Origin of the sequence: Mesorhizobium sp. B2-6-1, assembly GCF_006440475.1 — a bacterium.
GTDB lineage: Bacteria > Pseudomonadota > Alphaproteobacteria > Rhizobiales > Rhizobiaceae > Mesorhizobium.
Genome location: NZ_VFUH01000015.1, coordinates 16,577 through 29,502, shown reverse-complemented (window position 1 = coordinate 29,502; position 12,926 = coordinate 16,577). Strand labels below are relative to the sequence as shown.

The 12,926-nt window shown below is 64.3% G+C and carries 10 protein-coding genes; 4 read left to right on the top strand and 6 right to left on the bottom strand.

What is annotated here, in order from left to right; genetic code table 11:
• Positions 1-3 precede the first annotated feature (3 nt).
• From gmk to FJ443_RS25375, 4 genes are all read left to right on the top strand, one after another.
• On the top strand, positions 4-660 hold the full coding sequence (gene gmk / locus FJ443_RS25390; protein ID WP_140494448.1) for a guanylate kinase: 657 nt from the start codon (positions 4-6) through the stop codon (positions 658-660).
• 227 nt (positions 661-887) lie between these two features.
• Entirely contained in the window at positions 888-2,264 is a 1,377-nt protein-coding gene (locus tag FJ443_RS25385; protein WP_140555750.1) for a c-type cytochrome, read from the top strand.
• Positions 2,261-2,764: a (2Fe-2S)-binding protein gene (locus tag FJ443_RS25380; protein ID WP_140555748.1), complete on the top strand. Its 504-nt coding sequence runs from the start codon at positions 2,261-2,263 to the stop codon at positions 2,762-2,764. The genes FJ443_RS25385 and FJ443_RS25380 overlap by 4 nt, the downstream gene beginning before the upstream one ends.
• The gene (locus FJ443_RS25375) at positions 2,764-5,013 is read left to right on the top strand and encodes a molybdopterin cofactor-binding domain-containing protein (RefSeq protein ID WP_140666198.1); all 2,250 of its coding nucleotides are present in this window, start codon (positions 2,764-2,766) and stop codon (positions 5,011-5,013) included. Before FJ443_RS25380 ends, FJ443_RS25375 begins: the two co-directional genes overlap by 1 nt.
• Before the next feature lie 57 nt (positions 5,014-5,070).
• Here FJ443_RS25375 and rsmA read toward each other — a convergent pair whose 3' ends face one another.
• From rsmA to lptF, 6 genes are all read right to left on the bottom strand, one after another.
• Positions 5,071-5,907 carry a 16S rRNA (adenine(1518)-N(6)/adenine(1519)-N(6))-dimethyltransferase RsmA gene (rsmA, locus tag FJ443_RS25370; protein ID WP_140666196.1) on the bottom strand — a complete coding sequence of 279 codons (837 nt, stop codon included), beginning with the start codon at positions 5,905-5,907 and terminating at the stop codon, positions 5,071-5,073.
• Between the two features lie 10 nt (positions 5,908-5,917).
• A complete protein-coding gene (pdxA, locus tag FJ443_RS25365) occupies positions 5,918-6,934 on the bottom strand; it encodes a 4-hydroxythreonine-4-phosphate dehydrogenase PdxA (protein ID WP_181172276.1) in 1,017 nt (338 codons plus the stop codon).
• A 13-nt stretch (positions 6,935-6,947) separates the two neighbouring features.
• Positions 6,948-7,880, bottom strand: a complete 933-nt coding sequence (locus FJ443_RS25360; protein WP_181165136.1) for a peptidylprolyl isomerase — start codon at positions 7,878-7,880, stop codon at positions 6,948-6,950.
• A gap of 90 nt (positions 7,881-7,970) precedes the next feature.
• On the bottom strand, positions 7,971-10,391 hold the full coding sequence (locus tag FJ443_RS25355) for an LPS-assembly protein LptD (RefSeq protein ID WP_181175135.1): 2,421 nt from the start codon (positions 10,389-10,391) through the stop codon (positions 7,971-7,973).
• Complete coding sequence (gene lptG / locus FJ443_RS25350; protein ID WP_181175139.1) at positions 10,391-11,476, bottom strand: LPS export ABC transporter permease LptG; 1,086 nt, start codon at positions 11,474-11,476, stop codon at positions 10,391-10,393. The genes FJ443_RS25355 and lptG overlap by 1 nt, the downstream gene beginning before the upstream one ends.
• The gene (gene lptF / locus FJ443_RS25345; protein WP_140494430.1) at positions 11,473-12,675 is read right to left on the bottom strand and encodes an LPS export ABC transporter permease LptF; all 1,203 of its coding nucleotides are present in this window, start codon (positions 12,673-12,675) and stop codon (positions 11,473-11,475) included. The genes lptG and lptF overlap by 4 nt, the downstream gene beginning before the upstream one ends.
• Positions 12,676-12,926: the final 251 nt, after the last annotated feature.

Sequence of the window (12,926 nt, the reverse complement as noted above, 5' to 3'; positions counted from 1 at the left end):
CCGATGGTCGCCAGGGATTTAGGGTCCCGCATTCGCCGCCGGGGCCTGATGCTCGTGCTGTCGTCGCCGTCGGGCGCCGGCAAGTCGACAATTGCGCGCAACCTTCTGGAGAGCGATTCCAGCCTCGAACTGTCGGTCTCCGTCACCACCAGGCCGCGCCGCGGCTCGGAGATCGAAGGCGTTCACTATCATTTCCGCACCATGCGCGAGTTCGAGCGGCTGCGCGATTCGGACGCCCTGCTCGAATGGGCGGAGGTGCATGGCAATTGCTACGCGACACCGCGCGAACCGGCGGAACTTGCGCTCGCTCAAGGGCGCGACATGCTGTTCGACATCGATTGGCAAGGCGCCCAGCAGCTCAAGGAGAAGATGCGCGCCGACATCGTCTCGATCTTCATCCTGCCGCCGTCGATGAAGGAGTTGAAGGCAAGGCTGAAGCGCCGCGCCGAGGATCAGGAAGCGGTGATCGAGACGCGGCTGAAGAACGCGCGCAACGAGATCGAGCACTGGAAGGAGTATGATTTCGTCATCGTCAACGATGATCTCGATCGCGCCTTCGCCGAAGTGCGCGGCATCGTTGTCGCCGAGCGGTTGCGGCGCGATCGTCGGCCCGGCTTGTTCGACTTCGTCTCGGGACTTTTGGACGAGAAGACGAGCTAGCCTTTCCTTTGCCCACGAAGATGGGCCGGCGGACAAGCCGAAGGCCGGCAGCACCAAACGATGTGCCCGGGCAGGTCGCGCCTGCAAGATGCGCTTTTCGGCGCCATAAATCAGACAATTGACGAAGAGGGCAGCGCCCCTAGTTTCTCCCGCACGAACGCGTCCGCGGCGCCGGTAACGGCCGGGGCGGCAGCGTTTCAGCGTACCGCCATGAGGGAGAGCAGATCTTGAAACGCTTCTGGCTGGGCGTTCTTGCCATCATCATTGTCTGCGGCGCCGGATTTTTCGCCTATGCCTGGAAGCCGGCAATCGATCCTGTCGAGCCGCCGCAACGATCGTCGTTCGACCCGGCGTTGATCGAGAAAGGCGCTGTGCTGGCCTCGGTCGGCAATTGCACCTCCTGCCACACCAGGCCCGGTGAAAAGTCCTATGCCGGCGGGCTCGCCGTGCCGACGCCGTTCGGCACCATCTATTCGACCAACATCACGCCAGATCCGCAGACCGGCATAGGCCGTTGGTCGCAGGCAGCCTTCAACCGCGCCATGCGCGAAGGCGTCGACCGCGAGGGCAGGCATCTCTACCCGGCCTTCCCATTCGATCATTTCACGCGTGTCTCCGATGAGGACAACCGCGCGCTCTACGCCTATCTGATGACGCGCCAGCCGGTGAACAACCCGCCGCCTCCGAACGAGTTGCCTTTCCCGCTCGATATGCGCCTGGTGCTGGCCGGCTGGAAGCTGCTGTTCTTCGACAGGGGCGCCTATCAAAACGATGCGTCGCAAAGCACGCAGTGGAACCGCGGCGCCTATCTGGTCGATGGGCTCGGTCATTGCGGCGCCTGCCACACGCCGCGCAATCGGTTCGGCGCGGAAGAGAAGGGGTCGCACATGGCCGGCGGCGAGGCCGAAGGCTGGACGGCCTTTGCGCTCGAGGGCACTTCACCGGCGCCGATACCGTGGACGCATGACAGCCTGTTTGCCTATCTCAGGCAAGGCTGGCATGCCGACCACGGCGTCGCCAATGGCCCGATGGGCGAAGTGACGGGCAATCTCGGCCGGCTTCCCGATGCCGACATCGACGCCATGGCCACTTACGTCATGTCGCTCATGGGCGAACCATCCGCCGAACGGACGGCCGCCGCGCGGGCCATCCGCGGCCGCGCCGCGGCCGACCCGGCGTCGACCGCCGGCGTGGCGCCGACATCCGCCGATACGCCGGCGGCGCGTGGAGCCGTCATCTACCAGGCGGCATGCGCCACCTGCCACGACGGCAGCCGTCCGCCGCCTTTCGGCGGTATCAATTTCCATCTGTCGAGCGCGGTCAACGCGCCAGATCCGCAGAACGTCATCAACACGGTGCTGTTTGGCCTGCCGGCGGCGAGTGGGCGCCCGAGCGCCATCATGCCGGGATTCGCAGCGACGCTGAAGGACGACCAGGTGAATAACCTGCTGGCCTATCTGCGCGATGCCTTTGCCGGCAAGCCGGCCTGGCAGGATGCGGCCGCCAGGATCGCCGACACCAGGAGCGGAAAATACCAAGTCAGCGTCCGGCCCTCGGACGGCATCGAGCGCGGCCCGGACAATGTAGGAGCGAAGGACAGATGATCAATCTCAACGTCAACGGCATCTCCCACCACGTCGACGTCGATCCCGCGACGCCGCTGCTTTACGTGCTGCGCAACGATTTGAAGCTGAACGGCGCCAAGTTCGGCTGCGGCCTTGGCCAATGCGGCGCCTGCACGGTGATGGTGGACGGCAAGCCCGTCTTCTCCTGCCTGACGCCAGCGATGCTGGTGGAGGGCCGCGAGGTCAAGACCGTCGAGGGCTTGGGCACGATCGAGAACCCGGGTCCGATGCAGAAAGCGTTCATCGAGGAGCAGGCGGCGCAATGCGGTTATTGCATCGCCGGCATGATGATGCGGGCGCAAGCGCTGCTCGAGGCCAAACCCGATGCCGGTGAGGCCGATATCAGGCAGGCGCTGGAGCCCAACCTCTGCCGCTGTGGCACGCATATGCGCATCCTGCGGGCAGTGAGTCGCGCGCGCGACCTGATGAAATCGAAATCGGCCGGCCTCGCGCCGGCCGCGGCCGCAGGGAGGGCATGATGAACGCGCCGACCTTTCCCGACCTGACACGACGCGGCTTTCTCGCCGGGACCGGCGCGCTGGTCGTGTCCTTCACCATTCCCGTGCAGGCTCAGGAGGCGGCGCCCTCGGCACAGACGCCCGCGACGCCGGCCCCGGCCAAGAAACTGCCGGGCAGCCTTGCCGATACCCCCTCGCTCGACGCCTGGATCAGGTTGGATGCCGACGGTTCGATCACCGTCTTCACCGGCAAGGCCGAGCTCGGCCAAGGCACCAGGACGTCGCTACGCCAGATCGCCGCCGAAGAACTGGAGGTCGAGCCGGCTTCCATCAAGCTCATCACCGCCGACACCGCGCTGACGCCGAACGAGGGCTATACCGCCGGCAGCCAGACGATCCAGAACAGCGGCACCGCCATACGCTACGCCTCGGCGCAGGTGCGCCAGATCCTGGTCGCCAAGGCCAGCGAGAAGCTCGGCGTTCTGGCCGACCAGCTCAAGGCGGCAAGCGGCAGGATCACCGGGCCGGATGGGAAGTCCGTGGGCTATGGCGAACTGGTGGTGGCGGATTTGCTGCATGTGGACGCATCGGCCGACACAGCGCTGAAATCGCCGGACAGCTATCACGCGATCGGCAAGCCGTTTGCCCGCGTCGATATTCCGGCAAAGGTAACGGGCGGCGAGGCCTATGTTCAGGACATGCGGCTTCCCGGCATGGTGCATGCCCGCGTCGTTCGCCCACCAAGCTATTCGGCCAAGCTCGTCAGCGTCGACGAGGCCGCCATCAAGACGATGCCGGGCGTGCTGGCGGTGATCCGCGACGGCGACTTCCTGGCCGTGGTGGCCAGGCAGGAATTCCAGGCGGTCCAGGCCATGCGCGCCATGGCCGCCAAGGCGAAGTGGCAGGAGCAGCCGGCCTTGCCGGACCAGGACAATATCCCCGCCTTCCTCGAACGCTCGGTCGCCGAGGTCGGCACCGTGACCTCGGTCGGCGCGGACACGGCAGCCGGCGCAAAGACGCTGCAGGCGCAGTTCACCCGCGCCTACCAGATGCACGGGTCGATCGGCCCCTCGGCTGCCGTTGCCCTGTCGGACAAGGGTCTCATCACGGTGTGGACGCACACTCAAGGCGTTTATCCAGACCGCAAGGCGATTGCCGAGATGCTCGGCGTCGGACCGGAAAAGGTGCGCTGCATCCACACCGAGGGATCAGGCTGCTACGGCCACAATGGCGCCGACGACGCGGCGGCCGACGCCGCGCTGATCGCGCAGGCGCTGCCCGGCACGCCGGTGCGCGTGCAGTGGATGCGTGATCAGGAGCATTTGTGGGAGCCCTATGGCCCTGGCATGCTGACGCGCGCCAGCGCAACGCTCGACGCCGGCGGCAAGATCGTCAACTGGCACTATGACCTGTGGAGCAACAGCCACGGCACGCGGCCGGGAACGGCAGGTTCGCTGATCGCCGGCCGGCTGGTGGCGAAGCATTTCCCGCCTGATCCGGCCAAGCTGCAGATTTCGCCGCTCGGCAACGGCGACCGCAACGCCATCCCGCTATACGACGTGCCGAACCAGCGGGTGAACTGGCATTTCGTCGCCGACATGCCGGTGCGCGTCTCGTCGCTGCGCGGTCTCGGCGCCTACTGCAACGTCTTCTCGATCGAAAGCTTCATGGACGAGCTGGCGCTCGCGGCCGGCGCCGACCCGGTGGAATACCGGCTGAGGCATATGAAGGACCCGCGCGCCAGGAAGGTGATCGAGGTTGCGGCGCAAAAATTCGGCTGGAGCAATGATCCTATGCCGGAGGGCCGCGGTCGGGGGTTCGCCTTCGCCAAGTACAAGAATCACGCCGCCTATCTCGCAGTCGCGCTTGAAGCGGAGGTCGATCGCGACAGCGGCGCCATCGCCATCTCGCATGTGGTCTCGGCGGTCGACTGCGGCGAAGCGGTGGCGCCGGATTCGATCATCAACCAGACCGAAGGCGGTATCTTGCAGTCGCTAAGCTGGACGCTTTACGAGGCCGTCCATTTCGACGGCACCCGCATCCTGAGCGCGGATTGGTCAGCCTATCCGATCCTGCGCTTCAGCGCCGTTCCGGACAGCGTGGAAGTGCATGTCGTCGACAATCCCGGCACGCCCTATCTCGGCGTCGCGGAAGCAGCGCAGGGCCCGACAGCCGGCGCGATCGCCAACGCCTTCCGCCATGCGGCGGGAAAACGCATCTATGACCTGCCCTACACGCGCGAGCGCGTGAAAGCGGTGTTGGGCGTGTAGTTCGAAGCATGCGCCCGACAAGGATCGGATTGCGCCGCGCTTCCACGGCCGGCGGCATTACACCGCATTGGTCAGCCGCACGAACTCCTCGACATCGAGCGTCTCGGCGCGCCGGGTCGGGTCGATCCCGGCGCGTTCGAGCAGGGCCTCGCCGCCGAGGCTCTTCACGCTCTGCCGCAGCATCTTTCGGCGCTGGCCGAAGGCGGCTTCCGTGACGCGGCCGAGTTTTTTCACGTCGGCGCATAGCGGTGTCACACGCGGCTCGAGATGGACCACGGAGGAGGTCACCTTGGGCGGCGGTGTGAACGCCTGGGGCGGCACGTCGAACGCTATCCTGGCCTGCGTGCGCCACCCCGCCAGCACGCCGAGCCTGCCATAGGCTTCGCTGCCAGGCGCGGCGACGATACGCTGGGCCACCTCACGCTGGAACATCAGGGTCATCGAGGCATAGAAGGGAGGCCAATCCGCGACGGTCAGCCAGCGGACCAGCAGTTCCGTGCCGATATTGTAGGGCAGGTTGGCCACGATCCTGACCGGACCGCCGTCACCGGCGGTCGCGGCAAGCGTCGGGAAGTCGATCTTCAGAGCGTCGCCGGAAACGACCTCCAGCCGGCCGGGGTAATGGGCCGCTATCTCGGCAAGGGCCGCCAGGCAGCGTTCGTCGCGCTCGATGGCGACGACCTTGCGCGCGCCGTTGAAAAGCAGGGCCCTTGTCAACCCGCCAGGGCCAGGGCCGACCTCGATCACCGTCGTCTCCGCCAGGCTGCCGGCGGCGCGCGCTATCTTGCCGGTCAGGTTGAGGTCGAACAGAAAATTCTGGCCCAGTGCCTTCTTTGCCTGCAAGCCGTGGCGCTCGATGACCTCGCGCAGCGGCGGCAGCCCATCCATGCTCATGAGTTGAGCCTCATTGCGTGACAAATTTGGCGTCGGTGTCGGCCAGCTGCCGTGCAAGCCGCAGCGCCGCCATCAGGCTGTCGGGCCGGGCGATGCCCTTGCCGGCGATATCGAAGGCGGTGCCGTGGTCGGGCGAGGTGCGGATGAAGGGCAGGCCGAGCGTGACATTGACCGCTTCATCGAAGGCCAGCGCCTTGGCCGGTATCAGCGCCTGGTCGTGATACATGCACAGCGCCACGTCGTAGCCGGCCCGGGCCCGGGCATGGAACAAGGTATCCGCGGGCAACGGCCCGAACGCGTCGATGCCTTCGGCTCGCAGGATCTCGATTGCCGGTCGGATGATGCGCTGGTCCTCCAGGCCCATGGAGCCATCCTCGCCCGCATGCGGGTTGAGGCCGGCGATGGCGAGCCGTGGGTTGGCGATGCCAAAGCGGTCCCTGAGGTCGGCGGCGGTGACCCGCGTCGTGGCGAGGATCAGGTCGGTGGTCAGCGCCTTCGGCACTTCGGCCAGCGCGATGTGAATGGTGACGGGAACGGTGCGCAGGTCGGGGCCTGCCAGCATCATCACCGGCATCGCTTCCACGCCGCTGTGCTGCGCCGCCAGATACGCCAGATATTCGGTGTGGCCGGGAAAGCGGAAGCCGGCGTCGTAGAGCGGCTTCTTGGCGATCGGGCAGGTGACGACGGCCGCGGCGTCGCCGGCGAGGCTAGCGGCCACCGCCCGATCGATCGCTTCGATGATACCCGCCGCATTGGCCGGGTCCGGCTGGCCGGGGCTGTCGATGAAGCGGGCAGCCAGCGTAACGACCGGCAGTGCGTGGCCAAAGACCTCGGTTGCCTGCGCTGGCGTCGTTTCCTCGATAGGCAGCGAAACGCCGAGGCGGCGCGCCCGCGAGGCGATCAGCGCGGGATCGGCGAGGAGATAGAAGGGCGGAAGGGCTGCGGCTGTACGCGCCAGAAACGCGGCAATCGCGATTTCCGGCCCGATGCCGGATGGATCGCCGACGCTCAACGCCAGCGCGCGCATCGCCCTGTCCACCTCAGCGCTTGACGATGCGGGCTTTTGCCTTCAGCTCGTCGACATATTTCTTGCTGAGATCGTCGGCCGCCTTGTCGTTGGAGCCTTCGCTCTGGAACACCATCTGGGCGACCTTGTCGTCGGACACCTCGCGCGACGAACAGATGCCGATGAACTCGACACCGCGCTCAGTTTGGCGGGTAGGCGTGGCGCCGCCAACCTTGGTGGCCTTGATCTGCTCGGCCCAGTCCGGCGGCAGTTGCGGCGCCAGCACCCGGCCGAGATCGCGAACCGTGACGTCGATCAGGCCCTTGGCGAACTGCCGCGTCGTGTTGCAGCCGTTGAAGCGGGCACGCATGGCGTCGGCTTCGCGCTTGCGCTTGCCCAGCGTCGCGCTGCGTTCGGCCGCCGGCACGACGAAGATGACCTGCTGGAGCATGTATTCAGTGGCGCTCGGCTTGGAGCCGCCCTTGTCGAGCATGCGCCTGACCGCGTCCTGCTCGGTCACGCTGCCGCCCTCGCCGGAACGGTACCGCGCGCTCAAGGCCTGATTCCAGGCCATCTGGGCGCGGATGAACTCCTTGAAATGGCCCTTGCTGACGCCGGACTTTTCCATGACGCCGTCGAGCTGGCTGAGCTGCATCTTGTTGCTCGAGGCAAAGCGCTGGTACGCGGCCTCGACCTGCGCGTCGCTGATGTGAATCCCAAGCCGTCTGGCTTCGGCCATGCGCAAGGTCTGATCGATCATTTCCTGGCCGGCGTCGCCCTTCTTGCGCTGCAGCTTGAGGAAGGCGGCGCGATGCGCGATGTCGCCGCTGGTGATCGGTATGTCGTTGACGACGTACTTGATCTCGCTGGCGAACGCCGGCGGCGTGATGACGGTCATCGACACGGATGTCGCCACCACAAGCAGCGCCAACCCTGCTGAAAAGAGGTATTTCCTCATCGCAAACATCCCAATTCTATCCCGGTCCCGCCCAACTTCATCCTTCTTCGGGGTTTGTGAAGTCCCTGCCAGCCCTATGCGGCGAAACGATGTCGCGGACTACTGGGTGGTGTCGAAGGCGCTGCTCGACGATCCGAAATCGCCGAGGGTGCGGAACGACAGGTTGAAGCCGACACTCTGCGTCACCTCCCTGGTGTGCAGGTCGCGCGACTGCGAGTACGTCATCAGATAGGTGAAGCAGGAATCATTGTAGGCGAAACCGACCCCGTCCTTGACCAGCAGGCTTTCCTCGAGGTCATAGGTTCCCGTCCCGAACACGCGCCAGTTCTCGGCAAGATGCGTGGACGCGCCGAGCGTGACCTCGTGGCGGTCGGTGGTGAAACCATAGAGCGGCTGAGCCTGGATGAAGGCGTATTTGGCGCTCAGCGACACCGGTAGGCCGGAATAGGCGGCCTTTACCTCGGCGCGGCGAACCTCGAAGCTCTGCTCGTCGAAACGGCCGCTGACCGAGGCGGCGAACCCGTTCGGGCTGCTGACGCCAAACAGGCCGACATAGTCCGACTTGGTGTTTTCGAGGCCCGAATAGGCGCCGACATTGACCAGGTCCGGCGCGTCGAAGGAGTTCTCGCCGCCGATCTGGTAGGACTGGCCGAAGATGGCGTTGGTGCCCCAGCCGTTGATGTAGGAACCGGAATAGCGAAGGCCCACATTGGCGCGCGAGCCGCCTTCGATGCGGTCATAGCCAGAGAACTTGTCGCGCTCGAACAAGGTGCTCGCGTCGAAAACCATGCTCTGCGCATCTTCGTTCGGGACGGCAAGGCCGCCGACATATTGTTCGTTCGGGCGCAGGAAGACCTGCGCCATCGGCTCGAACACATGACTGGAGCCGCTGGCCATCGAAAACAGCAGCGGCCAGCTCATCTCGAGTCCGGCGGTTGCCATATAGCGGGCGAAAGACGAGCGCATATCATCCTGCTCGCCCAAATTCGTCGCCATGTGGTTGACGGCCGCGAGTGAAGCTGATGACGCGTTGACATAGTCGACGTCGCCCTGCAGCGCCAGCAAGGGTGTCAGCACCAACCCGTCATCGGTGACAAATGACCGCTTCCACTCGGCTTGGGCGGTGAGCCGGCCGGATTCGCCTTCGATCCCGCGCACACGTTGGGTGCCTGAATTGGGGTCGTAAGGGGTGAAATAGGTCTCGTCGAGGTCATCGCGGCGAATGACGCGCGAATTGACGTTGAACGACAACTGGCCGCCTGCGACCGATGTATCCGGAATGTAGGCATAGTCGAGCGAGGGCAGCACCCAGGGCTGCTGGCCGCTTCGCGCAGCGATGCTGCTGTCGAGTGTGTTTTCCTGCACCTCGAAATGCATGGCGCGCAGGTCGAAATAATTACGGCCGTCGAGCCCCGTCAGGTAAACGGACGACTGGTGAACGGACCCGTTGTATTTGTCGATGGCGTAGGTGTTCGAGAAGTTCTTGTCGGTCTGCAGCAGCACGTCCCAGCCGAAATTCCAGCGCGAATTGATGGCGAACTGGCCTTGTGTGCCCATCATGCCGCGGAATTTGTTGGGATCGCCGGCCTCGCCCGAATCGATATTGCGGCCGGCGGCGTCGATGAAGGCATCGGGGTCTCGCTGCTGAATCCCCGCGATCTTCAGGCTGTATTCGCCATTGTTGAAGCGCTGGCGCCACTCGGCCTCACCAAGAAAGCCCTGCTTGGTAAAGCCGGTGCCGGTGACGGTCAGGTCGTAGGTCGGCGAGAGCGCGAAATAATAGGGGACCTTCACCCCCACGCCCAGATCGCTTTTGAAGACGATGCCGGGGATCAGGAAGCCGCTCTTGCGCTTCACCGTCGGGTCGGCGATCTCGAACGCCGGCAGGTAGGCTAGCGGGAAGCCGAAGAATTCGAAATTCGCGTTCTCGAAGCGGACCGTCTTCTTTTCGCCGTTCCAGATGATCTTCCTGGCCTTCACACGCCAGGTCGGCGCCTTGTCGGGCTTGTCCTCGCACGGTTCGCAGGCAGTGTAGACGCCATTGTGGAAGGTGGTCAGCACGCCGCCCATGCGTTCGGCGCTTTCGGCGGCGAAATAGGCCTTGTCGATGGTTTCGACGCGGAGCGCGTTGACGAAACCGTCGGCGAAGTCGTCGGTGATGTCGATATGATCCGAATTGATCTTGGTGCCGTCGCTGTTGATCACCTCGACATTGCCGCTTGCGACCATGCGCTTGGTGTTGCGGTTGTACTCGACCTTCTGCGCGACAAGTCGGTTGCCGCCATAGTCGATCTGCACGCCGCCGACGGCGGTCACGGTCTGATTGTCGTTGTTATAGACCAGCGTATCGGCCGCCAGCAGCATCTGCGAGCCGGACGGCACCTTGGTCGCCATGTCGCCGACATCCTGCGCGATCGCAGGCAGCGGAACCGCGCATGCAAACAGGCATGCCAAGGCGGTCGCCGCATAAAGGCGCGCCAAACCGGCCTGCCTGTTACTGGGCAAAAAGGCCTCCCTCACTAGCCGTCTTCCTTGTATAGCAGGAAAGTCACCCCGAAGAACATAGCTACCACGACCGGCACCCAGGCAGCTACGACAGTCGGCACGAACCCCGCCACGCCGAATGCCTTCACCAGCACCGAAACGACATAAAGCAGAAACCCGGCAACGACGCCACCCAGAATCATCGTTGCCGATTGCCCCATCCTCGCAAATCGCATTGAAACTGTTGCCGCAATTAGCGTCATGGCGACGAGCAGGAACGGCAACGCCACCAGCGAATCGAACTGCATGGCAAAGGCATTTGCCTTGAGGCCGAAGGAACGGGCAACCTCGATTTTTCCCGGCAGATCGTAGAATGGAATGGTCTCCGGGCGCGCCAGCCGCTCCTGCACGAATTCGGGCTTCAGATTGGTCGGCACGCGATCGTTTGCCGCAGGCTGGATGGTGCCGTTCCTGAAGGTCTTGACGTCCTGCAATTCCCAGTAGCCGTCCCGCAGGTAGGCGTGCGCGGCATCCTTGCGCTCGACGATATCGCCTTGCGGGTCGAGGATGAAAAAGACAGCGTCAGCCATCTCCAGGCCCTGGTTGAGGATGGCGCGCGCTCCGATGATGGTGTCTCCGGAGCTGGTTTTCTGCCGGATCCAGGGCGCGGCGTCGGCCGACACCGTATTCGACTTGCCCGAGCGCAACTGGGTTTCGATCTGTTCGGACCAGGAAAAGGCGTGCGCTGCGAGCGGATTGATGAGACCGACCGACAGGACGCCGAACAACAGCGCTCCGATGCAGCACGGCAAAAGGAACTGCCAGGCCGAAACGCCGGCTGAGCGCGCTATGACCAGTTCATACCTGCGGTTGAGCGAGACCAGCGTCGCCATCGCCGAAAAGAGACCGACAAACGGCACGGTCTGCAGCATGATCATCGGCATCCTGAGTCCGGAAATGGCCAGCGCCGTTCCATAGGTGAAGCCGGGCAGGCCGGTCGTGCGGCCGGAAAGCTCGGTGAAATCGATCAGGAACACCAGCGCAAGCAGGCCGATGAAGAACCACACGGTGATCGTGACATAGCGGAAGAAGAAGTAGCGTCCCAGCGTCCAGCCCATCAGCTGACCCCCTGGCCCGAGGCGCTGCGCCTGGACAGGCGCAGCTTGACGGCATTCCAGGCGTCAGCCATCCGGCTGGCGAGATTCGTCAGCCAATCTGCCCAGGCCACTGGCAGTTCCATCGTCCGGTTGGATGCGATGAACCAGATTGCCACCGCCGACGACACGATGGGCACGCCGTAGACCATATACGCATATTGCGGGACCTCGTCGGCCTTGCTGGCGGCGAAGAAGCCCAGCCAGCGCACGAACAGCGATATCGCGATGGCCGTGATCAGCGGATTGACGCGCGCCTCGCGATGCGAGCGTGCGTCTCCGGCGACCGCGAGTGCGATCAGGGCGAAAACCATGGAATAGAGCCATTCCGAGAACCGCTGGTCGACCTCCGCCCGGTATTCGTTCGGGCGCTGCTGATAGACCTTGTCGTTGGCACTCGGGTTGAGCAGGTACTGGGTCGTCTGGTCTTTTGGCATCAGCGTCACCTCCGACGCTGCCGCCATGAAGGCCGACATGTCGAAGGCGTAAGAGGTGAAGCGGATGACCGAGAGGTCGCCGGTCAGCGTCTTTCGATGGATGACGCCGTCATTCATCATCAGCACCTTTTCGCCGCCGCGTTCGACGATGCTGCCGGTCTTGGCATAGTAGACGAGGTTGACGCCTTCCTCGCGCGAATCCGCGACGAAGATGCCGCCCAGCCGGTTGTCGGGAAGCCGCTCGCCTATCTGCAGGAACAGCCCATCATCGATCTTGCGGAATGTGCCCTCCTGGATGATCAGCGACAGAAGATCCGCGCGTGACTCCGCCACCAGCATCCGGTTCTTCTGGCGCGCGTAAGGGTCGATGCCGTTGTCGACGGCGAAGGAAAAGACGCTGGCTGCGGCCGCGAGAATCATGATCGGCCGCACGATGGTCCAGCGCGAGGCGCCCGCTGCGTTGACGACGGCAAGCTCCGAATCCGAATTCATGACGCTGAGCGTCTGCGCAACCGCCACCACAAGCGCGAAGGGCACCACGATCGGAATGATCGAGGGAAGAATGAGGGCGGCAACCTCGAAGAAGGTCAGCGCCGACTGGCCGCTGTCGGTGACGAGGTCGATCTTGGCCAGCACCTGCGTCGTCCAGACAATGGCCAGCGTCCAGGCCAGCGCTGCAATAAAGACCACGAAAGCGCGGCGCATGATGTAGCGTTCAACGACCTTCATGAAGGCTTTTCTCAATTTTCTCGAACGGCATCATGCCACCGGATAAGGGTAGCCGTCCGGCGACGCCCGCACAACTGGCTGCGTCGGGCTCTGTCAGGCAGACGATCCGGTTCCCGTCCCACATCGCGCGCCACGTTGGGCCGGAGTGTCGGCGGGATTGGATAAGAAAGGGCGAACATCGATGGTTAACAACAGGTTGCGGCCAAAAAGCGGAGCCGTGCCGCGACGAATCGCCGTCGATTCATGTGCCA

What these genes read in the sequence shown, in the direction of transcription:
- lptF (WP_140494430.1), bottom strand. Translation starts at nt 12,675, where the DNA reads ATGAAGGTCGTTGAACGCTACATCATGCGCCGCGCTTTCGTGGTCTTT.
- rsmA (WP_140666196.1), bottom strand. Translation starts at nt 5,907, where the DNA reads ATGAGCATGGATGGGCTGCCGCCGCTGCGCGAGGTCATCGAGCGCCAC.
- FJ443_RS25360 (WP_181165136.1), bottom strand. Translation starts at nt 7,880, where the DNA reads ATGTTTGCGATGAGGAAATACCTCTTTTCAGCAGGGTTGGCGCTGCTT.
- FJ443_RS25380 (WP_140555748.1), top strand. Translation starts at nt 2,261, where the DNA reads ATGATCAATCTCAACGTCAACGGCATCTCCCACCACGTCGACGTCGAT.
- pdxA (WP_181172276.1), bottom strand. Translation starts at nt 6,934, where the DNA reads ATGCGCGCGCTGGCGTTGAGCGTCGGCGATCCATCCGGCATCGGGCCG.
- FJ443_RS25375 (WP_140666198.1), top strand. Translation starts at nt 2,764, where the DNA reads ATGAACGCGCCGACCTTTCCCGACCTGACACGACGCGGCTTTCTCGCC.
- gmk (WP_140494448.1), top strand. Translation starts at nt 4, where the DNA reads ATGGTCGCCAGGGATTTAGGGTCCCGCATTCGCCGCCGGGGCCTGATG.